Source organism: Cryobacterium sp. M96 (assembly GCF_002929845.1).
GTDB lineage: Bacteria > Actinomycetota > Actinomycetes > Actinomycetales > Microbacteriaceae > Cryobacterium > Cryobacterium sandaracinum.
Window position 1 is genome coordinate 26,960 of sequence record NZ_PJJS01000053.1, and the last position, 24,983, is coordinate 51,942.

Below are 24,983 nucleotides of genomic sequence, written 5' to 3' on the forward strand. Positions count from 1 at the left end.
TCGCTCAGAGTCGCATTCATTACCTTGGTGCTTACACGGTAAGTGACACGCGCTCCTCCACTTCTGGGCATGTCGTGCGAACGATCGCTGCCGAACGCCACAAACACTTAGCGTCGGGTATTTGAATAGGCCACAAGCCACCCTCGGTTCTCCACCGTTCCGAGCTGTGACTCTGGGGCGGATCCTGGGGCTGCACACTGGCCCTCACCTATGCCGAGTGCTACCCGCAGCACGTGCGCACCCTAGTCCTGGTCTCCGTCACCATGACCCAGCGCAGCGACGTGCGCTGGCTCCGCCACGAGACCGGCCGCTACCTGCCCGAGAAATGACAGCGCTTCCACGAGGGAGTCCCCGCCTCCGAGCGCGACGGTGACCGCGTCGCCGCCTACGACCGCCTACTCAACCACAGCGACGACGCCACAGTGATACGCAGCGCAGCGCTGGTGCGACTGGGGAGACGCCGCCGTCTCGCTCGAACACGGCTCGGCACCCAGCCCTCGCTTCACCGACCCACATTCCAGCTACAGTTCGCCCGCATCGTGACGCACTACTTCACGTACGGGGCCCGGCTCGAGGAAGACCAACTGCTGCGTAATGATGACCGTCTCGCCGGAATCCCCGGCGTCTTGCTCCACGGCCAGCTCGACCTCGGCGGGCCCGTCGACGTGCCCAGGTGCTGGCACAGGCCGGACCAGATGTAACCCTCCACGTGATCCGTGCAAGTGGACACCAGTGCAACAACGAGACGACCGAGCGTTACGGAGATCCCATGCACCGCAGGATATGAGGCCGGAACACTAAGCGGGCGGTCTTGAAGCGGTTCGCATCCAAGGTCGCTCTGATCGCTGGATATTTTCACTTAGGAGTGAACCACTCCTGCGCGATCTAGTGTGTCACTTAACCTAGGCGCCTCATATCGGGCGGATTCAAGTGGTGTCTGCAACACCGGTTTGATTGGTTGGGTTCGAGGTTAGCGTGGCGAGGACCTCTGCGGGCGTTCGGTAGCCGTGGCGTTTGCGGGGCCGGCGGTTGAGTTCCGCAGCGACGTTCTCGAGGATCCCGGGCCCGTGAAAGGACAGGTCTGTGCCTTTTGGAAAGTACTCGCGCAAGAGCCCGTTGGTGTTCTCGTTGCTGCCACGCTGCCAGGGCGAGTGCGGAGCGCAAAAGTAGATCGGCATCCCGGTCGCCATCGTGATTTCCTGGTGTCGAGACATCTCCGCTCCCTGATCCCAGGTGGTCGAACGGCGCAGCTGTTCGGGGAGGGTATTCATTGCCACGATCATCGCGTCGGCCACGGTGCGAGCGGTGTGATCCCCGGGCAAATGCAGCAGCATCACGTATCCCGTAGTCCGTTCGAGAAGGGTTCCGATCGCGGACTTCGACGAGGTCGAGCCGATGATCAGGTCGCCCTCCCAATGCCCGGGAACGGCGCGGTCCTCGATCTCCGGCGGCCGGTCGGAGATCATCACCATCTCCCGGAACCTCTGCGGCCGCGGACCCTCCGACCGCTGCGGGCGCCGTGTGACACGCCCTGACCGCAACGCGGTGGCAACTTTCAAGCGCAACGATCCGCGGCCCTGCACGTAGAGGGCCTGGTGGATCGTCTCGTGTGACACCTGCATCTCCGGATTCTCCGGATGTTCGACTTTCAGTCGGCCCGCGACCTATTCCGGGCTGAACCGATCGGTGAGCATCACGGCGACTTGTTCCCGTAACGCTAACCCGTCCAGCTTTCGGGCTCTTGGCCGCGATGTGGTCCTGGAGTTCACCGGCCGGCCGGTGGTTCTCGCCAGCGCTGGAATCGGCGTCACGCCCATGGCGGGCATGCTCTCCCACCTTGTGATGACCGGCAGCCAACGAAAGGTGGCTTTTCTCCACGCTGGCAACTCAGCAAACACCTTTGCCTTGCGTAACCAAATCAGGGCAGACTTGGCAAATTTCCCGACGCATCCCTGATCACCTGGTATGTGGAACCCACGAAATCCACGCAGACTATCGACGGCGAACTCGCCGGATTCATGGACGTCAGCACCATCGAACTGCCCACGGACGCCGAATACTACCTGTGCGGCCCGCTGGTCTTCATGCAATCCGTCCGCAGCGCGCTAATCGCCCGCGGCGTACCCGCAAAAGACATCCAATACGAAGTCTTCGGCCCCGACCTGTGGCTAGCCGACTTCCAATCGTAAGTTGTTCCAACCTGTCGGTCAGTGCGTGGGATGTCAGATGGATTGCCGATAGCCGAAGAACTCATGGTCGTTGTCGTACCCACCCAGACCACCGCCGACCTCGGAGAAGTCTTCGACGAATTCGATGCCCTTAATCCACTTGACCAGCTTGAAACCGAGCTGCACCTCGTTGCGCAACCGCAGCGGAGCACCGTGACCGAACGACAGCGTTTCATCATTCATGTCATAGGCCAGCATGGTCAGTTTGTAACTCATCTGCTCGATCGGTTGAGCGTCGTAGTAAATCCCACCATCAGAACCGACCGCAAAGGAGTAAAAAATCACCCACTTCGCTTCCGGCTTCGGCTTCGCGATGTCAAGAATGGTCTGCATTGAGACGCCGCCCCACTTCGCAACACCCGACCAGCCCTGAATGCAAAAGTGCTGCGTGATTTGCTCGTGGTGTGACAGCGCCCGTAATTGCTCAAGGTCCAACTCCACCGGATTATCAACGAGCCCACCGATTTGCAGCTTGTAATCCGTGAAGGTGCCAGCTTGGAGCTTCTTGTACTCCTCCGATTCCGGGAACTTACCGTTATGCCAGAAATAGGGAGAGATATCTTTCTCCGTGTACTGACCCGGCTTCGAATCGATGTGCTCGAACAACCGCTGCGCGGGACCGATCAGCGCATACCCCACCTTCTGCACCACACGCGGATGCCGGTACGTGAACGGTGTCGCCGCCACCCAGCCGACGATGATGACCACCATCGAGGCGGCGAAGATCAAAAACCCGACCCAGGAGCTGTCGTCCCGTGACGCGTACATGTGGTTGAGGTTGCGGAGGGCGCCGGTGGTCAGCACGAGGGTCACGTGGATGATGATGAACATGACGAACCAGGCGAGCACCAAGAAATGGAGTGATCGTGCGACCTGGATACTGAAGACCGAACTGATGGTCCGGAATTTGGTCGACAACGCCGGTGACATCCCGAGCCCGGTGATGAGAGCGGCCGGAGCGGCGATGAACACGGTGATGAAGTAGGCGATCAGTTGCAGACCGTTGTAGTTGACCCAGCCGTTTTCCGTCGGCCAGTCCAGCGACAGATATTGGATTGCGACCGAAATGGAATGCGGGATGACGTCCCAACTCATGGGGACCAAGCGCATCCACTGGCCGGTGACGAAGATCAGAACGTAGAACACGATTCCGTTGAGTAACCACAACGTGTCAACGCCGAGGTGCCACCAGCGGGCGAGCCCGATGGAGTGACGACGCCCTGGCAAGCCGACGCCGTCCGGCAAGGTGATCGAATCCTGCTTCGACGTATACAGCGGATCACTCGGCACCGGCTTCTGCATACGCAACCAGTCTTTACCCGGTGTGGAGTGTCTGGACCAGTACAAACGCGGGTGATCGGCGATGATTGTGACGCCGGAGCGGATGATGAAGATCATCAGAAAAGCATTCAGGAAGTGCTGCCAGCCCAGCCATGCAGGGAAACCCACCGGCGCGTTCTCCGGAAGCTCAGACTCGCCCGGATACTGTTGAATGAAATCCTGCACGGCAGGGAGCTCGCGTATCCCCTTCGCTACCGCGATGCCGATGACCAGGAGCACCAAGCCGATCGGAATCAACCACAACAGGTTGAACCACTTGCTCTTACCAATTCGCACCCGCGGAGCGACACCGTACTGTGCTGGGAGACCGCCTGCCCAGTGTTCGTCGACCGCGGTGTAGTGCGTGCTGTCAAGCTCCGAACGGAAGCTTCGCATCCCCCCCGGCCCACGATCGGGGGCGGGAACATTCTGATCTTCCAGTCCGGACATCATGTCGTGAGCTTAGCAACCGCTAAAATGCCAGCACCAGATTGACGGGATCTCGCAACCGAGTCACTTTGTGCTCGGACGGCAACGACCGCAGCAATGGCGATTTCCGTCGCGAAACCTCGCCCCCACGTCGCCGGGGAGAGACGGTACCCGAGGTTCCAGACGGGCGCTGGAGTCATGTTCACTCCACCCGTACCGACGAACGTGCCAGCTCTCAGCGCATCATCCGATCCCCGGTCGCCCACACGAACAGCCCATTGACCAATGCCATGTTCTCGCCGGCTCTTGATGGCGTCGTCGACGATCCTTCTGGACTGCTCTCGAGTGTTGTGACGACCCACGGGCAAGTGCCGCCACGTGTCGGGATCGCTGAAGACGCCAAAAACTGATTCGAGATCGTCAGGAGACAGAGGTGAGAATGCAAGGCGAACATCTGGCGCTAAATCTAAATTCGTCATCAAGACCATTGTTCCCAATCTCGGCGACACTGAGCTGCGGGCTGTCCGCAGGCCGGACCTCGACGAACGCAGATTCGGCGCCAAGTCACCGAGGTCCTGAAGTTTCGGGGGAGTGGCGGTTGGGAACGACCTAGGCTAGCGAGCATGACGGTTGAACAGGTTGAGCAAGGACCGCGCCAAGTCGCGCGCACTGTCGAGGTGCCGGCTTCGGCCGACGACGTCTTCGCGTTGGTGGCTGATCCGCACCGTCACGGTGAGCTGGACGGCTCGGGCACCGTCCGCGACACAGTGTCGGGTCCGCGGCGGCTCAGCCAGGGCGCACAATTCTCGGTAGCGATGAAGCAGTTCGGCATCCCGTATCGCATTACCAGCACGGTGACGCGCTTCGAGGACGGTCGGCTTCTGGAATGGCGTCACCCAGCGGGCCACCGGTGGCGCTGGGAACTCACACCACTCACGCTCACGTCTACGCGCGTCACTGAGACGTTCGACTACAGCACCGTCCCAGCCGTGCAGGGCAAGGTCTTTGAGTTGCTCGGCGTTCCTCGGAAGAACGCCGCCGGCATCGAAGCCACCCTGCGCCAACTCGCGTCGCGCTACGCCCGCGCTTGACTGGACGGTGCTCACGTCCTGACCGGACGCCGAGACCCCCGTCTGCACGGCGTACGCCTCGCCAGATGCTGCCAGCGGTGCGGCCGGGAGGTCGCAGCGACAGGGCCGCTGGGGAGACAGCAGCACACGACGAGCTACTCCCACCCGCTGGAGTACGCAAACGAGCCTCCAGCGCCGCGACGCCTTCCTTCCACGTGGCACCTTCGGCACTCGTCGTTGCGGTGATCGTTGGTGTTGCGAGACGTTGATCCACAGCGAGAGGGCTTGGAGGCACGAGGGTTCACTGTCGTCGGCCGATCTTGGAGTGCCCGGCTTGAACTGGCGGATCCGCCAAATCTGTCGAACTTCCGCCTGGCGCTCTCGCGAGTTCAGGCTGCCGGACTCAGCGTTTTCGAATTGACTGTGACCTCCTCGGCCGATCTGTATGAGCTGGAAAAGACAAACAACGCCGACTACCCATTCACGCCAGCCACCCCGCACGAGCTGTTGGATGCCGATGCCACTCAAGACCTCTGGAACCGGGGCTTTCGCGTGTTTGGCGCGTACGACCGCGACGAACTGGTCTGGGCGACCCTCAACGCACATCGCGATCGCCACGTTGAGACGGAATGCACGTCGGTGTTGGCCAGTCATCGAGGCCGCGGAAGCCCTAGCTATGGCGTTGGCTATCCCCTTACGTGCGGGCTCCGGCGTGCAGGGCGATCGAGTCGCCGGCGCCCACGGTAGCGGTGAAGGTTCCGTCAGCGGCGACGAAGTAGCTTGGGCCCGAGCAGGAGCCGCCCGCGCCGGGGTCGCCGTGCTGGACGTCGCAGTAGCTTCCTGCGGGCAGGGAGGTCTTGAACGTCTGGCTGATCGCGCCACCCTCGTGGTTGATCACGACGAAGCCCCCACTCCCCCGACCGAAGGCGATCGCGTTGTTGCCGTTAGACCACCAGTTCGTCACCGAGGTGCCCGTCACGGTATTGCGGAAGGCGACCATGTTCGCGATCTGCCGCCAGGCGTGCTGGCACTTCCAGCCGTCGCTGTAGCAGGCGTTGACCGTTCCGCCAGTCGGCGGGCCGGCATCCGTGTTGCTGAATTCATAGCCCGAGTACACGTTCGGCGAGCCGTAGGGCCAGGCGAGCATGAAGATGTTCGCGAGCGTGTAAGTGTTGCCGTCCTTGTAGCTGAGGGTCGAGCCGTTGCGCTCGGTGTCCCAGTTGTCCACGAAGACCCGCGCCTTGTTACTCGCGAGGTAGCCCCAGGACTCGCCCCATGTGTTCAGGTAGGCGATCTTGTCGCTGGTGAACATGCGTTTGAGGTCGAAGGCCCCACGGAATTCGTCGACATCGCCGGTCGAGGTGTATTCGCCCGGCTGGACCGCCTCGTTCCCGCCGGCGATGACCTCCTGCGCCCAGTAGACGCTCGAGTTGGTCAGCTTTGCTTTGATGGCGGAGAGGTCGGCCGCGGCCATGTGCTTGGCGCCGTCGATCCGGAAACCATCGACGCCGAGGGCGCTGAGGTGGTTGAGGTACGCCGCGATGGTGGACTGCACGTAGGTGCTCGCCGTGTCGAGATCGGCGAGGCCGACGAGCTCGCAGTTCTGCACGTCGGAGCGGTCGCTGTAGTTGGTGATCGGGGTCCGGCAGGAGTGGAAGTCCTGGTTCTGGTAGTAGCCCGGGTAGTCGTACTTGCTGTAGACGGTGCCCCCCGTGCCCGTGCCGGAACCCGCACTCATATGGTTGATCACCGCGTCGGCCACGACCTTGACACCGGCGGTGTGGCAGGTGCTGACCATGCTCGAAAAGGCGGCCTCGTTGCCGAGTCGCCCGGCGATCTCGTAGCTGACCGGCTGGTAGGAGGTCCACCACTGCGAGCCCTGGATGTGTTCCTGGGCCGGCGAGACCTCGACGAATCCATACCCCTTGGGACCGAGGGTATCCGTGCAGGCCCGGGCGACCGATGCGAAGGACCACTCGAAAAGCGTCGCCGTGACGTCCTTGGCACCCGGCGGACTCGCATCCGCCCGGGGCGTTGTCACTCCTACATCGAGGCTCAGGGTCAGGACTAGGGCCAGGCCGGCCACCGCTGCAAACAACGGACGGGTTGATCTGCGCACGATGAAACTCCTTGTCGCGCGCGCCAGCGAACCACGCCGACGCGCTCCATTGGGAACGGGCGATTGCGAGCGGGCCGCGGAAGCGGAACTCGGTAAACGAGGTACTACACCCTCGGGTCACGCTACTGCAAGCGCTTGCAATAGTGCAAGCGCATGCCGAGTTATTGTGCGCCAGCCCCCTAATACTCGCCCGAGGGCTGGTGGAATCCTTCCGGAACGCCGGCGAGGGGTGCTCTCACCCTCGTCGGAAGTCGCCCGAAAGACGAGTCCGGAGGCGATGAAGCCGAAAGGCCGACCAGACAAGGACGGATTCCAGCGCTTCATCTATCCCACACCCGGCACCTACATGGCCATTGACCGCGCCAACGGGAAGCGAGTGAAACCCCAGACCCCAGCGAGCATCACCATTCCGCAGGATGCTGGAGCACCCGCCGCGAGGAATCAGGGCCCGCGACGCTCTCTCGCCACGCCCTCTTTCTTCCCGCCAAATTGTGGACAGCATCAGGCGGTCGCAGGAAAGACGTTCCGGTGCCGATCACAGCGATTGGGCGGATCATGTCGTTGACGTTCGGGGATCGTGGCTTTCGTCGGTCGTTCTAAAGAGTCAACACGCCCTGGACCACTGTTGCTAGGGAGCCGATACCCGCGATGGCCAGGACCGCCTTTTTCGCGACCGACTCGTTGATGGTTGAACTGAGGAGGTTTCCGATCACGAGACCTGCCACCGCGGCTCCCACCGCGACCGCCCATCCTGCCGTCGGGAGGTCAGGCACTCCCCGTGCGAGCAGCGACAGAACGTTCAGACCGGCGAAGTAAAGCTGGACGGTGGCCAGATACTCTTTGTACTCCCAGTTGGTGGAGTTGGCATAGATGGCGATTGGCGGCCCGCCCACGACTGCGGTCACGTTCATGAATCCGGACAGGGCGCCGGCGATTCCGGTGCCCCGCGCTCCTACGAAGAGCTTGCTTTTGCGCAGGAATACCGTCGCGGCCAGAGCAGCGAGCGTCACGCCGCCGATGAGGATACCGAGCCAGCTGGCCGGCAGCGACTTTGCGATCAGGGTCCCGGGGACGATCCCGATCGCGGAAGTCACCAGCAACAGGGCCGCCACACGGATGTTCACGTCGGACCACAGCGTGATCGCACTAACTAGACATTCGCCGCAACATGCGAAAACACGATCGCGGCCAGTACGATGAGCTGATTGGTTAGCTGGATCGTAGTACGTCGGCGAGGAGCTGGGCTGGCGTCCAACTCTTCCGGCTCGCGCCGGGGTCAACATAACGAGGCCTGTGGGGGCGCCGTCGGTGCTGATGAGGTGCAGTGAGGCCCCGGAGCCAGCGGCTGAACTTCAGCTGGATGCGCTGGCCGCCGCCGGGGTGCAGAAGCGAGATGTGTTCGCTGATATCCCGCCCGGGAGTGAGACCGCGATTGAGCGGCCGGGGATGACGAAGTTGCTCGAGTATGCCGATCCTGATGACACTGTCATGGTGTGGCGGGTGGATCGCTTGGGACGATCGTTGATCGATGTCCTGAATACGGTCACTCTGCTGCGCGAGCGCGGCGTGAATGTGCGGTCCATTTCGGACGGCATCGACCCAGCCACCACCACCGGACGGCTCATGCTAAACATGCTGGCCACTCTCGCCGAATACGAACGGGAACTCATCGTCGAGCGCGTCACCTCTGGCATCGCCACCGCCCGTCAATCCGGCACCCGCTTCGGCCGGCCTTTTTCAGACCCAGCCGTCATCGCCGACAAACTCGCGATCGCAACCGCCGCTCGAGCGAAGGGGCGCACCACTGAAGACGCGGCCCACCTCGTGGGCTGGAGCCGAGCGACTCTCTACCGCCACCAACAAGCCTCCTCGTCCCGCGAGAGCGGCTTAATCTCAAGGACGAGCCGCTCTATTCGCACCGTGACCTTGTTGTGAACTTATTGCCCGGTTTGAAGTAGGCCTCGTAAACTGGTCATGTGGACGACTCTCGAAGTTGCCACCACGTCACACCTAAGGGTTGGACGCGGTAGCTGACGGGGTGCCCTCTGTGGAATTCAACACACGCGCAACGATATGGCGCTCAGCGGCGCAGAGTAGCCGACGTATAAGGTGACCGCGATTGTGGATGTTCCGCCGCACGTCCCGTGCCTCAGCTTGTGCCTGAGCGACCGGCTTCCGCAGGTTTTCTGCCGAGCAGCTCGGCTTCGTCGTCTGGCCGTGACACCCCGCCACAGTGACAGGCAGTCCTTTAAACGATCAAGCACACGAACCGATCGCTCGCAAACCTCTCTCGGGTATTTTTGGGCACGTCCGAGTCGTATCACCAGAAAGCGGCAGGAAATCAGGGACGGCTGTCTGGCCCCACCCCGATGGGTGGGGCCGACGACCCTGGGTTTCACAGCCCGCCTTTCTGAACATTTTTCGTGGCCGTTGGCTCGAGCAGGACGTCGGCCTGATCTTAGGTACCCGTTCGCGTCAACGGAGTCAGGAACTACGGCTGGTAGAGCTGAATTTGGTCCAGCTCGGCGAAGCCAGTGCCCTTTGTGAAGGTGATCGTGTTGGTGCCGGCCACCAGAGCGATCGTTTTCTGCGCCCAGCCGAAGCGACCCCAGTTGGGCGTGGCCGGGTACGCCACCGACGAGAGCGCTCCTCCGTTCACACTGACGGTGTGCGTGCTCGCGGCACCCGTGCCGTTGTCGTAGCGCACGTTCATTGTGTAGTTTCCGGCGGTCGCCACCTGCACCGTGAATTTCACGATGCTGGTGGCGTTGTTGATGTTGCCAACCTTGGAGCCGCCCTTAGCATCCGGCTGTGTGACAAGGCTGGTGTCGGTGAGCGACGCCAACTCGGCCTCGTACTGTTGGGCGTTGATCGGGATGGACCCGACCCGGACGTCGTTATACGTAGTCGTCAGGTTCTCGACGTTGGTCGCCTGGTAAAGCGTCTTGGCATCGGCGCTGCTGTCGAAGCCCTGTGCGAAGCCGCTGAACGTTCCTCCCTCGGTGTCCGCAGAGTCGTAGGTCACTGCGTACGGCAATTGCTCCCAGGACCCGCTGCCCAGGTTGCGATTGACGACAAAGTTCTGGCCTCCGCTGATGTTGCCCGACGCATCGAGCGCCCACTTCGACGAGACCACGATCATACCGTTGGCGGTGCCAGCCGTCGGCACCCAACGTACCTCGGGGGACGAACCGATGCCGCGCCCATTCGCGAGCACGATCTTGGTACCGATGCTCGTCTCCGGTGACCAGGTCAAACCATCCGGCGACGTCTTGAAATACACCGGAGCTGTGTTGTTCTGCTGGCTCGGGCGGTTAACCACTTCGAAGGTGGCCAGGTAGCGACCATCGGGCAGCCGCGTCACAGTGATCATGCCGGGGCGATCACTCGAATTGGTCGGCGCCGAAACGTTCACCACCCCGCCCCAGGTGAGGCCGCCGTCGGTCGACCGGCGGTAGCTCACCGCCTGCAAAACGTTGTTGGCCTTCTGCCGCTCGTCGGAGAAGTAGGTGACCAGACCCCCGTTGGCGTCGACAGCGACGGATGGCTCCCAAACCGTCGAGGTGGTGGAGGTCGGGCTCGGGTCGTACGTGGCCGGCCCTCCGGTGTCAACGGTACTCACGAACGACCAGGTCACCCCGTGGTCGAGGCTCTTGTACATCACCAGGCGGCTGCTCGAGCGATCGGTGGGCATGATCATGCCCGACAGGAGCAGGGTTCCGGCCGGCATCGTGCCCAGCTGAACCGGTGTTTCGTACAGCGACGGCTGGGAGGTACGGGTGAGAGACGGGAACTGCGTGCTCGGCTTGACGGCCGCGATGCGGGTCCAAGAGGTTCCGTTGTTAGTGTGTCAACGCCGACCGAAAACAGGACCATTAACGCCGATTGAAAACAGGACCACCGACCAGTATGGAAGGTGATCAATATGGACGATTGGGCGAAGATACGCCAACTGTTTTCGACGGGTGAGTACTCGAAGCGGGAGATCGGGCGGCTCGTCGGCGTCTCGCGGGGGACGGTGGAGCGGGCGCTGGAAACGGACCGGCTGCCGAAGTACCAGCGGCCCGCTGTCGGGTCGAGTTTCGACGCGTTCGCCCCGCAGGTTCGGGCGTTGTTGGCCGTGACGCCGTCGATGCCGGCGTCGACGTTGGCCGAGCGCGTCGGCTGGCCCGGGTCCGCGTCGGTGTTCCGCGAGAAGGTCGCCGGCGTCCGGCCGGAGTATGTCCCGCCGGATCCCGCGGACCGCCTCGTTCACGAGCCGGGCCGGCAGGTTCAGTGCGACTTGTGGTTCCCGCACGAGCCGTTGCCGCTGGGACACGGGCAAGAGGGCATGCCGCCGGTGCTGGTGATGACGTCGAGGTTCTCCGGGTTCTTCCAGGCGGTGATGTTGCCGTCGCGGAAGACACCCGATCTGCTCGGCGGGATGTGGTCTCTGCTGCAAGCCGCGCAGGCGGTGCCGAAACGGCTGCTTTGGGACAACGAGACCGGCATCGGCCGCGGCAAACTCACCGAGCCTGCGGCCGCGTTCGCCGGGACGCTGGGCACCGAGATCAAGCTCCTCAAGGCGCTTGATCCGGAGTCCAAGGGCATGGTCGAGCGCCGCAACCGGTTCTTCCGCTCGTCGTTCATGCCGGGCCGCGACTTCACCTCACCGCAGGACTTCAACGAACAGATGGCGGCCTGGCTGCCGATCGCGAACGCGCGGTACTCCCGCTCACGGCGGTCCAGTCCGATCGACCTGATCGCCCAGGACCGGGCCGCGATGCGCCCACTCTCACCCGTGGTCCCAGACGTTTTGTTCCGCAACACGGTTCGGCTGCCCCGGGATTACTACGTTCGGGTGCACTCGAACGACTACTCCGTCGCGCCGGCCTTGATCGGCCGGGTCGTGGACGTGACCGCTGACCTCGAGCGCATCCACGTCGCTCACAACGGTGTCACCGTCACCTCCCACGACCGCGCGTGGGCCAGGCAGTTGACCGTCACCGACCCTGACCACGTCGCCCAGGCGGCCGTGTTGCGCCGCCAGTTTCAGACGCTGCGCCGCCATCAACGACCCCAGGCTCACGTCGCTTTCGTCGAGACAGCCAGCCTCTCGTCCTACGACGACGTGTTTGGTGTTGACACCGGTCGCGGCCTGACTGATCTGAGCCTGATCGCATGAGCGCGACCGCATCTCAGATCGAGTACTACGCCCGCGCGCTGCGCGCCCCGAGGATCGGCGACGCGTTCCGGCGCCTGGGCGACCAAGCCCGCGACGCCGGCTGGTCGCACGAGGAATACCTCGCCGCGGTCCTCTCCCGCGAGGTCTCTGAGCGGGAAGCGTCAGGTGCGGCGCTGCGGATCAAAGCCGCCCGGTTCCCTGGGCACAAGACGTTGGAGGACTTCAACTTCGATCACCAACCCTCCGCCGACCGGAACCTGATCGCGCACCTGAGCACGAGCACCTTCGTCACTGAGGCGAAGAACGTCGTCCTCCTCGGCCCACCCGGCACCGGCAAGACACACCTCGCCGTCGCACTCGGCGTTCAGGCCGCCAAACACGGCCACCGCGTCCTCTTCGACACCGCAACGGGCTGGGTCGCCCGCCTCCAAGACGCCCACTCCCGCGGGAAACTCGCCGCGGAGCTGACCCGGCTGCGCCGCTACAGCGTCCTGATCTGCGATGAAGTCGGCTACATCCCGTTCGATCAGGACGCTGCGAACCTGTTCTTCCAGCTCGTCGCAAGCCGCTACGAACACGCGTCGCTGATCATGACGAGCAACCTGTCATTCGGGCTCTGGGGCGAGGTCTTCGGCGACCCGACCGTCGCCTCCGCAATGATCGACCGCATCGTCCACCACGCCGACGTGATCAGCCTCAAAGGCACCAGCTACCGGCTCAGAAGCCACCAGCCGGACCCGGTACGGCATAGTAGAAACACACACAGTGGCCCTGTTTTCAAACGGCACTACTGGCCCTGTTTTGGGTCGGCGTTAACAGGCCGTATTCCTCGTGACAGCGATGACCCTGAGTTTCGTTTTGGGCGGCTTCTCCTTCCCCCTCACTTTCCTCCTGGTCCCGATGCTGACGTGGGCGTTCTACATTCCGATGCTCACGCTGGCAATACTCCCGCTCTTCATGCGCCGCCGTTGAGTCTCGGCTGAACTCGGGGACCGGGCGTCTCCTAGCATTCGTTGCGCGAGACGGGCGGGTGGCGGGTGACCCCGTCCATGGTCCGCACGGGAACCGCCATCGGGACGGTCTGGGTCTGAGTCTTTAGAGCGATGCGTGCCAGGTTCGTCGAGTGGCGAGCCGGGCGGTCAGGAAGAGCGCAACGCCAATGACTCCGAGGATCGCGGCGAAGGTGATTCCCCAGTCCCACACGCTCGACTGGGTGTGCACCAGGAGGAGTTCGTGGTCGCTCGTGAAATAAGAGCATCGGACTCCAACGGGAAAGAACGAAAGTGCCCCGTCCGCGGTCCATCCTGCTGAGGGCAGAGCCAGATTGCTTAGCTCGGGATTCTGATAGCAGGATTCACCGATGCCCGCATGTGAGATGAACGCGAGCTGCAGCCCAGCCAAGGCCATGAGGGCCATCGACGAAATGCCGAGGATCCAAGACCGCGCAGTCACGGCGAGGAGCACGGGAAAAGCCGGTCTTTGCAGTTGCATTTCGTGTACCCCCTACTGAATAAACTACGTGCTGCCAGACACCGTGTAAGCGCCTTAAGACTGGAACGAAGGAATCGCCGGCCTACAGAGTCAAAGCCCGTAGCCGAACCTCACACGGGCAGTTCGCCAGTCGGATTCCAGATGTCTCGGCGCGGTTCGACGGATAGCGAATTGCCGGCGGGCAGTCCCGATTGCGATCCTAGAGTGCTCAGTTTTGGTAGGCGCGTATTGCCAGGAGCGCTGATGTGCGGAGGACCGACGCGCCTCCGATTAGGGTTGTCGCGTAGAAGATTGGGCTGCTGACGGCCGTTGCAATGCTGTCCAAATCGTGTCGAATAACTGGGAATGCCAGCCACACCGCCCCAAAGAAGGCGATGAGGATCGCATAATTGATGATTCGTGCTTTGCTGTGGCCGAGAGCGAAGCAGACGGCAATTGGATGCTGAGCCCGAGGGGTAATGGCCAAGAAGCTGGTGCGGACGATCACCAGGAGCTCGGTGGTGTCGACAGGGTTAAGCAAGATGGCGCCTCGAACCTCGACGTGCAGTGCTCCCCGGGTGATCGGGCGTGTGCGCATGCCTCTGCGGGGGTATCCGCCCTTCAGTGACCGCCGTGCCCGTTCGCCTGAAACCATTGGGCGTTGAGCCGACGGTTCTCGTTCATGGCCTCTGACAACGACTCGACCATCTCAGGTGCCAGTGCCCATTGCTCTTGCAGGTATCCGTACCAGCGCTCGATGTCCAGCGGCGTTTCCACGTAGATCGGCAGAGTGGCAGGCGCACTTGAAAGGGCCTCGGCCGTGATCTCACTCAGCTGATCCCATTGGCCGGTCCCCAAGTCGACGCCGCGCATACTCTTCACTCGTTTGCGCAGAGATTCGATGGCTAGGCGCCCTCTGTCCGCCTGCATTGCAAGCGTCTGGGTCTGCACAACGTCCGAGTTGTCGTCATCGGGAACGAACTCTTTCCAGTCACCATAGGCAACGGTGGGGGCTCTTTCAACGATCTCTACGCCCTCACGCCGGCCGACTGCGTTCTGTGGGTCACGCGCCAAGTCGATGAAGAGTTGTGCCCGCTTCCTGAGCGTGTCCTGAAAGCCGATCTTCAAGGTACTCGCCCCCACCGTGAGCTTGGTCCGAAAGACCGTGTTCGCGTGGATCGCCAGTTCATAACTGCCCCACCATTGACTACCGGCGACAAAGCCGTTGGGAGTTCGCTTGTGAATCCGAAGGTCCATCAGGGTGGCCGCAGTCGCTGCCTTGTCGACAACTGTCTCAACGTCCCATATGAACTTGGTTTCGAGATAAAGGTCGGTCAAGGCTCTGCCCTCCGCGGTCGTGCTTATCATAGATAGAATCTACTGAGGTCGCTAGACACAGTCCTATTGGGCGGAATGAGCGCACGCTCATCGGCTATGTCTGGTAAGTCCCCAGCGTCCCGGTAGCGGAACCCTCTGCGGGCGCTCACAGTGGCGGAGCCCGTGTGCGGGTGCGGTGCGGGCACGTTCGTTCCTGCGCTGTCGGCTCTGCGAAATAGGAACTGCGTAAGGGCAACGTTTCGGCCTGGTGTGGACATGAGCTGGATGAGAGCAGTTTCAGACATCGGAGGCACACATGACCGTGCCGGACCTCCCGAGGATATCCTGCGCCAATTTCTTCGGGAGAATTTTGTCGCAGCTGGCCAAGGGGGTCTGGGTGCTCTTGTCGGGTTGAGGTTGGGTCGCACATCCCGTGATAACGGTTCCCAGAATCACTACAAGGACAGCGGCGAAACAGGTCTGGGCAGGCGATCTCATGAAATTGATCGTATCGCCGCTCCGTTTCAGCATGGACAGGGCCCCTCGATCAAGGTTGGTCGTCCGGCCGCCACTCTGTGAGACACCGTAAGGCGCTATCTGCACTCGCCGATCCGTCGGACTTGTCGACCTCTATGCTGTGGCTTGATGGGAAACATTAGAGACCTGATGCCCGACGCCGTTGAACAAACTGCTTTGCCAGGGCACACCGGTCGGGTAAGCAAGGCCCTGTTCACCGTGATCATGCTTGTTGCTGTGTGCGTGATGCTGATTTTCGCTGGCTGGTTCGCCGTCAAAGCTTTCATCTGGCCCATGCAAGAAACGTCTACGGGAACTTGCGCGGTCTATGACCCGAACAGCTGCGTCGACCTGAAGTTGTCTTTTCTCGAGGGCGTAGGGCGACTCGACCTTCCTGATAACAGCGAAGTTCTTGATTCCGGAACGGGTAAATTTCTCTTCGCCGGATCTGAGTGGGGGCTCGTGCGGTTGCCTGAGGCTGCTGAACCACCTGAGCTTCCGCCTGTTCCGGCCGGAATGTTCAACGCGTACCGAATGGAGCGATTCGAGCGACTTGGTTTTGTATCCACCGACGGTGTGATGTCCTTCTCTCACGGCCGATATTTTACCGAGGTAATCACAGGGACCGACAGCTCAGGGCGGACCCTGATTCTCATCGATCGCGATTGGAATGGATAACGCAGTTTCACGTAGAGGGGACCTTGACCACACGCCGGCGCCACGAATAGGATCCGGGGACTTGTGCCGAAGGAGCCGTCGCGTAAACCCCGCCCGGAAGGGATTCGTAGTCGCGTGCGTCAAACGGGGCAGCAATTGGATCTGCGCGGGCTGCTGTTATCCCCAGCTCAGACCGTGGAGCCGCATCGCTGCCTCCACATCTGGGTCACCAGGGCGAAGGTCACCAACAACGATATTGCTCAGCTGCGCGCTGAACGCGCCATCAGTCGACCGCTCAAAAATAGTCCACCGTTCCAGATCGTTGCCGTGTCGAGAAAGGAACCGAACGCCATCGAACAAGGGCTGTCCGTCGTCGTTTGACATCTCGTAGATCTCGCGGCCGACGCGCTGGGTGAGCTCACGTGGTTCGCTGTTCTGAAGTGCCGACGAGTCGAAATCAGCCAATCCAAAGCCAACTGTGAGTGCGCCGAAAGTGGGGCGAAGTGCAGCGATCGTTGCGGAGTCTGCGACGTCGCAGTATCTGCCGCTTAAGTTTGCGCGGGAGGCCTGACGGACGCTGAGCCAGGACTCGTCGACTATGCCGACGGGTACGGACGCATAGAGGGAGGCATCGGCTTCATCGACGCGGATGCCGCCCATGTCGGTTTGGAGTATCGGGTCAGGGCGGAAGCGCGCGAGGACTTCGACGAGACAGGCGAACAGGCTCGACCCCGCGTAGATCGTACGGTAGGCCGAGTCGAGCGAGTCCCAGCGCCCGTTGAATCGGCCGTTGATGGCGTGTGCCCAATCAACCCAGTTCCAGGGAGCCGGCCCGTACCCGATGCGCCAGACCTCGCCGGGGTCGGGGCGGACGGCCATGCGATCGGCTCTGTCCGGCGTGTTGTCCACTATCCGACGGCGGCGAACGCGCGAGCAGCGGCCAGCACGCGTGGGCCAACTTCGTCCGGATTGCCTTCGCGGATGAGTCGTGCCGGCGCGATGTCTTCGAGCTGGGGGTTCATCCCTTGGAACCAGGCCTGAACCACACGAGGCTGGTCCCGCTCGGTGAGCAGCCCGGCGACCTGGTACGCGAGCCTCAGCCGGCGCGTGACCTCGGCCGGTGGCTTTCGGACGCCATCGGCCCACTGCCGTACGGCGCGGGTTTCCGTGACGGAACCCAGATAAGCAACCAGCTGGGCGCCCAGGATCTCGCGCAGCTGGCCGACAAGTTCAGCAACATCCGAACGAATGGAAATCTCGTATGCCCGCAGTCCGGGAGTGGTTAGTGACATGTATATAGCCTACCTCCATACCAGTACCAGTGACACTAGATATCCCAGCCCGAATCCCACCCAATATGACCGATAATGGTCATTATGTCAGATTTAAAGTGCATCTATTGCAGAATGTGCTGAATAGAGCTCCCCTGATAACGGCTTTGGCGAAAGTCGAAGACAGCGCGAACTCCCACGATTCACACTGGGATACGGCGAGTTCGGCCGGCGTTTGGCAGCCCCCACGGGTCAGTCGTTGCGTATGTTCACGCCCGTCCTGCGAAGTCGCTCTTGCCCTGGGCGATTCTGCCGTCTAATGTGAGTGAGTGCTCACATCAATTATCGAAACGGATACGTCCGCAGCCTCCATCACCACTGACGGCCTGCTGCGCCAGTTCGGCAGCCTGACTGCACTTGACCGGGTCACCGTGACTCTTCCCCGGGGCGGTGTGGTCGGCCTCCTCGGCCCCAACGGATCCGGCAAGTCGACTCTGATCCGCATCCTGCTCGGGCTCATTCCTCCCACGTCGGGCCAGGCCACCGTGCTCGGCCACCCGACCACGAAACCGGCCCGCTACGCGGGCGACGTCGGAGCGCTCATCGAGGCACCGTCGTTCGTTCCGGGGCTCTCGGCTCGCAAGAATCTCCTGTCGCTGGCTCGTCTGCGCGGCTTGCCCACGACCCGTGTCGCCGAGGTCATTCGCATCGTGGGTCTCGAGGGTCGGGAAAACGAATCCGTTCGCCGCTTCTCTCTCGGGATGAAGCAGCGGCTCGGCATCGCCGCGGCGCTGCTGCCTGACCCCGCCCTGCTGATCCTCGATGAGCCCACCAACGGCCTGGACCCGGCTGGGATCGTGGAGATTCGGCAGTTGCTCAAGACTCTGGCAGCTGAGGGGCGCACGGTGGTGGTCTCATCCCATCTGCTCGCCGAGATCCAGGCGGCATGCGATTATCTCGTCATCATCCGTTTCGGCGAGCTGATGTTCTCGGGACCGATGGGCGAGCTGCTCGACAAGGCCGGCGCGCGCATCGAGGTTGCCCCGGAGCATCCCGCTGATGTCGACCGGCTGCGCGTTGCTCTTGCCGCGGCGGGGTGGTCGATCGAGGATGACTCGCTCGTCGTGCACGGCTCCGCCGCCGACGCGGCGGCGCTCAATCGCGCTGCACACGAGGCCGGCATCACGCTCAGCCGGCTGACCCCGATCGACGAATCCCTCGAGGACGTGTTTCTCGAGATGACGGCGGCACCGACCCGCAACCCAGTAGCTGCCTCTCAGGGCGCCCGAAAGAAAGCTGCCACCAATGCGTGAGCTACGAAGCGAACTCACCCGCCTCAACCGACGGGGAATCTGGCTCGGGTGGCTGGGCCTCATGGCGGTCTTCGCCGTGCTGATCAACACGGTGATCTACACAATCGCAGCGAACGGGTCTGCACCTCCCGGCGGAGGTCCGGGAGTCGCTTTCCCGAGCATGGCGACTCTGGAGAGTTCATCGGGAATCGTCGCGGGAGTCTCCTCGGCGGCCAGCATGTTCGGAGTGATCACGCTCTCGTTCTGGGCCATTGCAACGGCCTCGGACTACAGCACGGGCCTGATCCGCCTGCTTGCCGCCGCCCAGCCACACCGCTGGAGGCTGCTGCTCGGAAAGATAGGCGCCCTGCTGATCTGGACGGTCCTGGCAACGACGGTGGCGGTAGTCGTCAACCTGGCGGCCGCGCTCCCCTCGGCGGAAGCCGCGGAAATCTCGACTGACTTCTGGATGGATGACCTGGTCAGCGAGATCGCACGCGCCTGGTTGACTTCGTTCAGCGCCAGCGTGGTCTGGGGAATCATCGGACTCGTGCTCGCCCTGCTGAGCCGTTCCTCGGCGATCGCCATTTCGGTGGGGGTCGGGTGGGTTCTCCTCATCGAGACGATCATCAAGACCGCGTCGAGTGACGCGGGCCAGTGGCTGCCCGGAACTACTCTCACCGCACTGGCGCAGGGTGGAACCGATGACCTGTCTTTTGCGGGCGCCGTTCTGATCGGCTGCATCTACGCGGCGGTCGGCCTCATCATCGGGCTTGTGATCTTCATTCGCAGACCGATAACCGAATAGTCCGATTGGATAGACCTATGACCATCCGCGGAGACAGCACCCGAAAACGCCTCATCGACGCGACCACGGCCCTCGTTCGAGAGGTCGGCTACGCGAACGTCAGGACTCGCTCGATAGCGGTGGCGGCTGGTGTCGCCGAGGGCACCCTCTATCGGCATTTCGCCGACAAACGGTCACTCTTCTACGCCGCGGTGCTGGACCGCAACGCACCCATCGTCGCAGCAACGGAGACGCTGCCCTCCCTGGCCGGACAGGGCACGGTACTGGGCAACCTGCTCGAGGTCGTCCGAAACCTTGCCCAGCTTCAGGAGGACCTGCTGCCGCTGGAGCAGGCGATGATCGCCGACCCGACCCTCGCCCCGCCGCTCGGAGAACGGGCACAGATGCCACTGGAAGGGCCGCCAAACGATATCGCCCTGTATCTCGCCGCGGAGCAGAACCTTGGCCGGGTTCGCGCCGAGTGTGACCCTACACTCGCCGCGATCTCGCTGCTGGCGATGTTGTTCGGGCTTGCCGTGCATCCAGTTTTGGGCAACGATCTCGCGGAATCGGAGCTCCTGAGCGCTTCCGTCAGTTACTTCGTAGACGGAGTCGGCGCCTCACCCGCACAACCCAAACTCACCGCATAGAGGTCGATATGTGCTGAGCTCTGCAACGTCCAGCATGGTGACCGCAACGGCCGCGGACGCCCGTTCCTTTACCGTTCGCGGCCATCGTCGCGAGTGCGCTGCTCAGCGGGTATCGCTTGGTCGCCACGGGTGGTGGCCTGGCGGGCATTCACCGTGAGGCCAGCGGCGCGCTGCGCTTCGCGCTGCCGGTCGGCCGCGGCGCGATTAGCGACGCGCATCGCATCGAGCGCTGTGGCTGGCTTCTGCCGGCCGGCCTCGGGGCCATTCGTCTGGGTGCTCTGAGCCTGGGTGTTCTGCAGTGCGGATACGCGCGCCGCGAGCTCCGCACCAACGCTACGCTCCAGATACGCCTCAGGGATCGCCTGCGTCTGGGTGGGCTCGACCTTGTACCGGTCACGGAACACGTCGACTTCGGCCGCGAGGCGCACCCATTCCTGCCGGCGGGCGCCCTCGGCCGGGATGTCGCCGAGCTGCTGCGCCCAGTCGGGCTGTTCGACAGCGATCGCCGTGCCGCGTTCCTCGAGGCGCACAGCGAGGTACTCGTACCGTTCGGCCAGGTGGTCCCGCCATGCGGGAGCGGTGCCGGCTGCGTCAAGTACCCGGCGATCGGCGATCCACGCCGGTACTTCCGAGAGGTCGACCGCTGACACCGGAGCCGGGTCGGCGGGGGCTGTTTCGATGCGTCGTTCCATCCGGTGGGAGAGGACCGCGCCGACGTCATCGGCGGTGCCGCGTTCTCGCTCGTTCCACGACGCCCGCAGCACCTGAGCCGGGTCAAGGCCTTGGGTTTCAGCGCGGGTGAGGGCGGCGGTGACGGCCCCCCAGCTCTCGGAACCGGTGAGGTTCCGGGCGTCCTGCTCCCCGAGGGTGTTGCCGACGAGTTGGGTGAAGCGGACGGTGTTGGCGCGTTCGGCGACGTCACCGTATTGGTCGATGAGAGTGACCAGGTTATCGACTCGGGCTTGTTCGGCGCGGATGGTTTCGGTGGCGGAGAGCATCCCGTCGCTATGGCCGGCGATGGTGGCCAGGACGTCGCTCATGGGTTGGGCGTCTTCGGTCTCGACATAGAGATGGTTAGCTTCCTTCCCACGGGTCAACCCGACGTACACGAGTTCGCGGGAGGTAGAGGAGTCGGCGAGGACGTGAGCAGTGTCCGCGGTCATGCCCTGGGCCCGGTGAATGGTCGACGCGTAGCCGAGCTCGACATTGTTCTGCACGTACTCGGCGGGGAGGGTGATGCGGCCGCCGTGCCCGGCGTGGGTGACGGTCAACGCCCCGTCGGCTTGCACCTTTCCCACCGTCCAGACGTCACCGTTTTTGACCCGGTCGGTGCCGCGCCCGGTGCGGAGGGTGGCGTCGTTGAGCCGGGTCACGATCCGGTCGCCCTGGTACGCGGCCAATCCGTCGCGCAGCTGCGAGGACTTCTTCCCGGAGACCAGGCCGGAGCCCATACGGTACGCCTGAGCCCTCGTGTTGAGGTCGGCGACGGTCACGTTTTGTTGGGCGAGCATGACAGTGTTCTTGCCGGTTTCGTCGTCGTGCTGCCAGGCGGCGAAGACGTGGTCGGTCATCCGGTCGATGCTGCCACCGGTGACCCGGTTGTTGTCCACGTACCAGCGGAACGGGTCCCCCACGGTGGCTGGGTCGCGCAGCTGCCGGGTTGCTTCGGCTTCGGCTGGGGATGTGAACCGGTGGATCTCCTCGAGCTTGACGGAGCCGACTTCGCGTTCAAGTAGGCGCAGCGCCCCGCCGGACTCGACGGCGGCGAGCTGACGGTCGTCACCGATCAAACGTACGTGCGCCCCGTGACGCTCGGCAATGCTGGTGACCTTCGCGAGGTTGAGGGTGCCGGCCATGCCGGCCTCGTCGACGACGATGATGTCCCCCGCCCGCAGCTTCAACTCGTCCGGGTGGCGACTGTCCGGGTTGGCATCCCCGTGGGTGTCGTACGCGCGGACGAAGGAGTGGATCGTGGCCGCCGGGACCTCGACGGCGTCGCGGAACACGGCGGCCGCCGTCGCCGACGGGGCCAACCCGATCAGGCGGCCGCCAGCTTGCTCGGTGGCGCGGGCAGCCAACGCGAGGGCGGTGGTCTTCCCGGCACCGGCGGGCCCGGTCGCGACGACGAGGAGCGTACCGGAGGTCGTGAACTCACGGGCCAGGGCCCGCTGCCCGGCATCCAAGGGTCCGGTGTGGCGGGCGGCCGCGCGGTCGAACTCGGCCACCGTGATGGGGGCGATCGTGCGGGTCTGGCCAGCAGCAAGGAGGGTGTCTTCGGCGGCGAGGAGGCCAGTGGAGGTGAAGAGCATGCGGCCCTTGTGCTCGTAGATACTCGACCCATCCCTGCGAGTCAGAGGCTCAAAAGAACCGTGCGGGGCAGGCGGGGTCACAGCGATCGAGTCCGTCTCCAGTGCACGGCGTGTTATCTGCTCGACGGTGTCTGCGGGTACGGGTCCGAGGCTGGTTTCTTTCTGGACCCAGCGGCGGGCTTCGGCCTCGATCATGTGCGGACCCCAGACCGCGCGATGCTCCGACACCGTCGCCACGACCTCACGTGCAGCCCGGTCCACATCCACCAGGCGCGGCTCCCCCGCCCTGCCACTCGTGGCCGGCGCCACGGACCGGGCATCCTTGAGGAGGTTCTCTACCGTGGCGGTTCCAACGCGTTCCGCGGCCTTGGTAGCCCACTCGGTGCGGAGGCCGGCGAGGGAGCGGGCGTGAGCTTTCGCGGGGCGGGTCTCGAGGGTGGCTTGCTGGGCGAGCTTGATCCGGGCGACCGCGTCCGGGCTGCGCCCGTGGGTGGCCCGGTAGTCCTTCTCGAGCTGGCCGACGACCTTCTTGATGTCCGCGGACCGGGTCGAGAACGCCCCGGTGAGGCGCTCGTCGACACCGGCGATCTCGACCACGGGCCGCTTGCCCGGGGTGACTTCCCGCAGCTCCGTGGTCAGGCCGAGGCGGGTGGTGACTTCGTCCATGACGCGTTGGTTGTAGAACTCGGACGCGGCAACACCCTGACGGTGGAGGAGCTTGGAATCGATCGTGCGCCACTTCCCATCGATACCCTTGACCTTGTTCGCCACGACCAGGTGGTCGTGCAACTGCGGGTCACCATTCCGGGAGTCATAGTGACGGAACCGCGTCGCCACGAGCCCGCCCTCGACGTCGATCTGTGCGACCCCGTTCGTGCCCGCACGGGTCGCGATCGCTTCCCGCTCGAGGTACGAGACGGTGTCGAGGATCGCGACGGCCTGGGCATCTTCAATCGTCTTCCGGGTGTCCTCGTCGCCGAGGCCCCAGAGCACGGACACGCTCTTCGCGGGCGAGAACACCAGGTCGAATCCGGCGACAGCCTGCTGCGTCGGACGCGTCGCCGCTGTGATGAACCGGCCCAGCTCGTCCTTGTCCGCCGGCGGCCGGCCCTTCGCGTCGTGGAACGCCAGGTCGCCCTCACGGGCACGGATCGCGCGGCGGTCGGCGACGTTTGGTTCGCGCCCGTTCACCTTCGTGAAGTCGGTGTAGCCGGCGGCGATCTCCGCAGACAGGTCCGTGCCGTCGACGCTGTAGCCGTAATACGAGCGGCCGAGCTTGGCAGCCTTCGTGGCCTCACCCACGGTCTTGCCCTGCGCCTGCGCCTCAGCAATGATCCGTTCGGCGTCGGGGTGCAAACCCTCACCGTAGAGGGCCTTCATCTGCTCCTCCGTGACAACCCCGGAGACGCCGAGTGCGGCCAGTCCCCCGCCGACCCAGACACCGGGAGGGTTGCCATCCTCGGTGTAGTAATCGCCCAGCTCACGGCCGCTCTCCCGCTTCGAATCACCGGTCGCGACCTCGTTGGTGTAGTACACATACCCGTCTCCCGCAGAGAGGATATGCATGGTCATCACCCGCTCACTTTACCTCGTCTATTACTAATGCCAGGGGGTGACAAATACTTGTACGAAGAATGAGGATGCAGGGTGGTCACGATCGAAGATTGGGGTGCTCGGATGTTGAGGCTGAGATCGACGGGTGACTGTAGATAGGGGCTATCGAGTTGGCGGAGCAGGCAGTGCACAGCTCGCAATTGAACGCGCGCCTCCCTGCGCAACCGGGCACCCTCCCCGGCGTTGGCTTTTGGCGGCTAAGCATGCGCGCTGTACTCCCGCATACTGGTTCTTCACCCACGAAAGGGGTACACCCATGGCCGATGTCCGTAAGTCTGCGAAGCAGACTGCCGCCCGCTCTCGCGCACGCGAGAAAGCAGCAGAGTTCCGCGCAAAAGAAGACAATCTCGAGCAGCTCGCCACCGACTACTTCGTCGCCACTGACTCGCTCGACGAGATCGACGCGGCAGCACAAGCGGAAATCGCAACCATCCAGGAACGCGCAGCGAAACAAAGTGCAATTGCGCGCTCGACCGCTGCCGCAGTGATTAACACCATGGTTGAACTCGGCACACCGCGTGCAGAAGTTGCCGACCGCCTAGGCATCGCTCTTCGGGAAGTAAAAAAGTCTTCAACCCGTTGAGCCCATGAACTCGCCTGCATGCAGTTTCCGTAAAAATCGCTCGCGGCCGCCGCTAGAATTTGTTCGCCTTAGGCGCCCGTATTCCGGGACTCGACCGATCACCCAAACTGGGGATGGCCGGGATATATACTCCGGCATTCGACCGCACGCCGCACCGTAGGATTCAAATGTGGTGTCAGTCTTCGAC

At 63.2% G+C, this 24,983-nt stretch carries 22 protein-coding genes and 3 pseudogenes; 11 read left to right on the forward strand and 14 right to left on the reverse strand.

The annotated features are described in order from the left end of the window. Positions 1–182: 182 nt before the first annotated feature. Positions 183–329 (forward strand): annotated as a pseudogene (locus CXY79_RS16760) (prolyl aminopeptidase); the annotation flags it as partial. Positions 330–521: 192 nt separating this feature from the next. Here the strand turns inward: CXY79_RS16760 and CXY79_RS16065 are convergent. Both CXY79_RS16065 and CXY79_RS13140 read right to left on the reverse strand, forming a co-directional pair. Next, positions 522–683: a hypothetical protein gene (locus CXY79_RS16065; protein WP_158250296.1), complete on the reverse strand. Its 162-nt coding sequence runs from the start codon at positions 681–683 to the stop codon at positions 522–524. 243 nt (positions 684–926) lie between these two features. Then, a pseudogene (locus tag CXY79_RS13140) lies at positions 927–1,751 on the reverse strand (IS30 family transposase); the annotation flags it as partial. A gap of 216 nt (positions 1,752–1,967) precedes the next feature. Here CXY79_RS13140 and CXY79_RS13145 point away from each other — a divergent pair. Next, the gene (locus CXY79_RS13145) at positions 1,968–2,189 is read left to right on the forward strand and encodes a hypothetical protein (protein WP_104102306.1); all 222 of its coding nucleotides are present in this window, start codon (positions 1,968–1,970) and stop codon (positions 2,187–2,189) included. Between the two features lie 33 nt (positions 2,190–2,222). On the opposite strand, the gene CXY79_RS13150 is transcribed toward CXY79_RS13145, so the two are convergent. Together CXY79_RS13150 and CXY79_RS17030 are read right to left on the reverse strand one after the other, a co-directional pair. Further along, entirely contained in the window at positions 2,223–4,001 is a 1,779-nt protein-coding gene (locus CXY79_RS13150) for a molybdopterin-dependent oxidoreductase (protein WP_198411557.1), read from the reverse strand. Beyond that, the gene (locus CXY79_RS17030; protein ID WP_104102311.1) at positions 3,998–4,465 is read right to left on the reverse strand and encodes a GNAT family N-acetyltransferase; all 468 of its coding nucleotides are present in this window, start codon (positions 4,463–4,465) and stop codon (positions 3,998–4,000) included. The genes CXY79_RS13150 and CXY79_RS17030 overlap by 4 nt, the downstream gene beginning before the upstream one ends. A 135-nt stretch (positions 4,466–4,600) precedes the next feature. Between CXY79_RS17030 and CXY79_RS13160 the strand changes: the two genes are divergently transcribed. Beyond that, positions 4,601–5,068 carry an SRPBCC family protein gene (locus tag CXY79_RS13160; RefSeq protein WP_104102314.1) on the forward strand — a complete coding sequence of 156 codons (468 nt, stop codon included), beginning with the start codon at positions 4,601–4,603 and terminating at the stop codon, positions 5,066–5,068. Positions 5,069–5,741: 673 nt separating this feature from the next. On the opposite strand, the gene CXY79_RS13165 is transcribed toward CXY79_RS13160, so the two are convergent. After that, positions 5,742–7,166 (reverse strand): alpha-amylase family protein, encoded by a 1,425-nt coding sequence (locus CXY79_RS13165; RefSeq protein WP_233191475.1) that lies wholly within the window; start codon positions 7,164–7,166, stop codon positions 5,742–5,744. Between the two features lie 596 nt (positions 7,167–7,762). Then, on the reverse strand, positions 7,763–8,449 hold the full coding sequence (locus CXY79_RS13170; protein ID WP_104102319.1) for a sulfite exporter TauE/SafE family protein: 687 nt from the start codon (positions 8,447–8,449) through the stop codon (positions 7,763–7,765). A gap of 31 nt (positions 8,450–8,480) precedes the next feature. Here CXY79_RS13170 and CXY79_RS13175 point away from each other — a divergent pair, with 31 nt between their 5' ends. Next, complete coding sequence (locus tag CXY79_RS13175; protein ID WP_104102700.1) at positions 8,481–9,101, forward strand: recombinase family protein; 621 nt, start codon at positions 8,481–8,483, stop codon at positions 9,099–9,101. A 556-nt stretch (positions 9,102–9,657) separates the two neighbouring features. Here the strand turns inward: CXY79_RS13175 and CXY79_RS16765 are convergent. Continuing rightward, positions 9,658–10,308: a CBM35 domain-containing protein gene (locus CXY79_RS16765; RefSeq protein ID WP_255409044.1), complete on the reverse strand. Its 651-nt coding sequence runs from the start codon at positions 10,306–10,308 to the stop codon at positions 9,658–9,660. 111 nt (positions 10,309–10,419) lie between these two features. Then, positions 10,420–10,998 (reverse strand): annotated as a pseudogene (locus CXY79_RS16770) (sialidase family protein); the annotation flags it as partial. 93 nt (positions 10,999–11,091) lie between these two features. Between CXY79_RS16770 and istA the strand changes: the two are divergent. Beyond that, positions 11,092–12,330 (forward strand): IS21 family transposase, encoded by a 1,239-nt coding sequence (gene istA / locus CXY79_RS13185; RefSeq protein WP_104102323.1) that lies wholly within the window; start codon positions 11,092–11,094, stop codon positions 12,328–12,330. Next, positions 12,327–13,313: an IS21-like element helper ATPase IstB gene (gene istB, locus CXY79_RS13190; protein WP_369827987.1), complete on the forward strand. Its 987-nt coding sequence runs from the start codon at positions 12,327–12,329 to the stop codon at positions 13,311–13,313. Before istA ends, istB begins: the two co-directional genes overlap by 4 nt. A 112-nt stretch (positions 13,314–13,425) precedes the next feature. Here istB and CXY79_RS13195 read toward each other — a convergent pair whose 3' ends face one another. From CXY79_RS13195 to CXY79_RS13205, 3 genes are all read right to left on the reverse strand, one after another. Further along, the gene (locus tag CXY79_RS13195) at positions 13,426–13,821 is read right to left on the reverse strand and encodes a hypothetical protein (protein ID WP_146068144.1); all 396 of its coding nucleotides are present in this window, start codon (positions 13,819–13,821) and stop codon (positions 13,426–13,428) included. Between the two features lie 208 nt (positions 13,822–14,029). Further along, positions 14,030–14,341: a hypothetical protein gene (locus tag CXY79_RS13200; RefSeq protein WP_146068145.1), complete on the reverse strand. Its 312-nt coding sequence runs from the start codon at positions 14,339–14,341 to the stop codon at positions 14,030–14,032. A gap of 80 nt (positions 14,342–14,421) precedes the next feature. Continuing rightward, positions 14,422–15,138, reverse strand: a complete 717-nt coding sequence (locus CXY79_RS13205) for a hypothetical protein (protein WP_146068146.1) — start codon at positions 15,136–15,138, stop codon at positions 14,422–14,424. A gap of 645 nt (positions 15,139–15,783) precedes the next feature. On the opposite strand from CXY79_RS13205, the gene CXY79_RS13215 reads away from it, so the two are divergent. Continuing rightward, complete coding sequence (locus CXY79_RS13215) at positions 15,784–16,311, forward strand: hypothetical protein (RefSeq protein WP_104102336.1); 528 nt, start codon at positions 15,784–15,786, stop codon at positions 16,309–16,311. Positions 16,312–16,467: 156 nt separating this feature from the next. On the opposite strand, the gene CXY79_RS13220 is transcribed toward CXY79_RS13215, so the two are convergent. Both CXY79_RS13220 and CXY79_RS13225 read right to left on the reverse strand, forming a co-directional pair. After that, a complete protein-coding gene (locus CXY79_RS13220) occupies positions 16,468–17,199 on the reverse strand; it encodes an RES domain-containing protein (RefSeq protein ID WP_104102338.1) in 732 nt (243 codons plus the stop codon). Then, the gene (locus CXY79_RS13225; RefSeq protein ID WP_104102341.1) at positions 17,199–17,582 is read right to left on the reverse strand and encodes a hypothetical protein; all 384 of its coding nucleotides are present in this window, start codon (positions 17,580–17,582) and stop codon (positions 17,199–17,201) included. Before CXY79_RS13225 ends, CXY79_RS13220 begins: the two co-directional genes overlap by 1 nt. 308 nt (positions 17,583–17,890) lie before the next feature. On the opposite strand from CXY79_RS13225, the gene CXY79_RS13230 reads away from it, so the two are divergent. Genes CXY79_RS13230 through CXY79_RS13240 form a run of 3 tightly spaced genes read left to right on the forward strand, consistent with a single transcriptional unit; the run spans position 17,891 to position 20,290 of the window. Next, positions 17,891–18,874, forward strand: coding sequence for an ABC transporter ATP-binding protein (locus CXY79_RS13230; protein WP_104102347.1), 984 nt, complete (start codon positions 17,891–17,893; stop codon positions 18,872–18,874). Continuing rightward, positions 18,867–19,661 carry a hypothetical protein gene (locus CXY79_RS13235; RefSeq protein WP_104102350.1) on the forward strand — a complete coding sequence of 265 codons (795 nt, stop codon included), beginning with the start codon at positions 18,867–18,869 and terminating at the stop codon, positions 19,659–19,661. The genes CXY79_RS13230 and CXY79_RS13235 overlap by 8 nt, the downstream gene beginning before the upstream one ends. Positions 19,662–19,678: 17 nt before the next feature. Further along, positions 19,679–20,290: a TetR/AcrR family transcriptional regulator gene (locus CXY79_RS13240; RefSeq protein WP_104102352.1), complete on the forward strand. Its 612-nt coding sequence runs from the start codon at positions 19,679–19,681 to the stop codon at positions 20,288–20,290. A 68-nt stretch (positions 20,291–20,358) separates the two neighbouring features. Here CXY79_RS13240 and mobF read toward each other — a convergent pair whose 3' ends face one another. Continuing rightward, positions 20,359–24,171, reverse strand: a complete 3,813-nt coding sequence (mobF, locus tag CXY79_RS13245) for a MobF family relaxase (protein WP_104102355.1) — start codon at positions 24,169–24,171, stop codon at positions 20,359–20,361. Positions 24,172–24,469: 298 nt separating this feature from the next. Between mobF and CXY79_RS13250 the strand changes: the two genes are divergently transcribed. Next, positions 24,470–24,796: a hypothetical protein gene (locus CXY79_RS13250; RefSeq protein WP_104102358.1), complete on the forward strand. Its 327-nt coding sequence runs from the start codon at positions 24,470–24,472 to the stop codon at positions 24,794–24,796. Positions 24,797–24,983 lie beyond the last annotated feature (187 nt).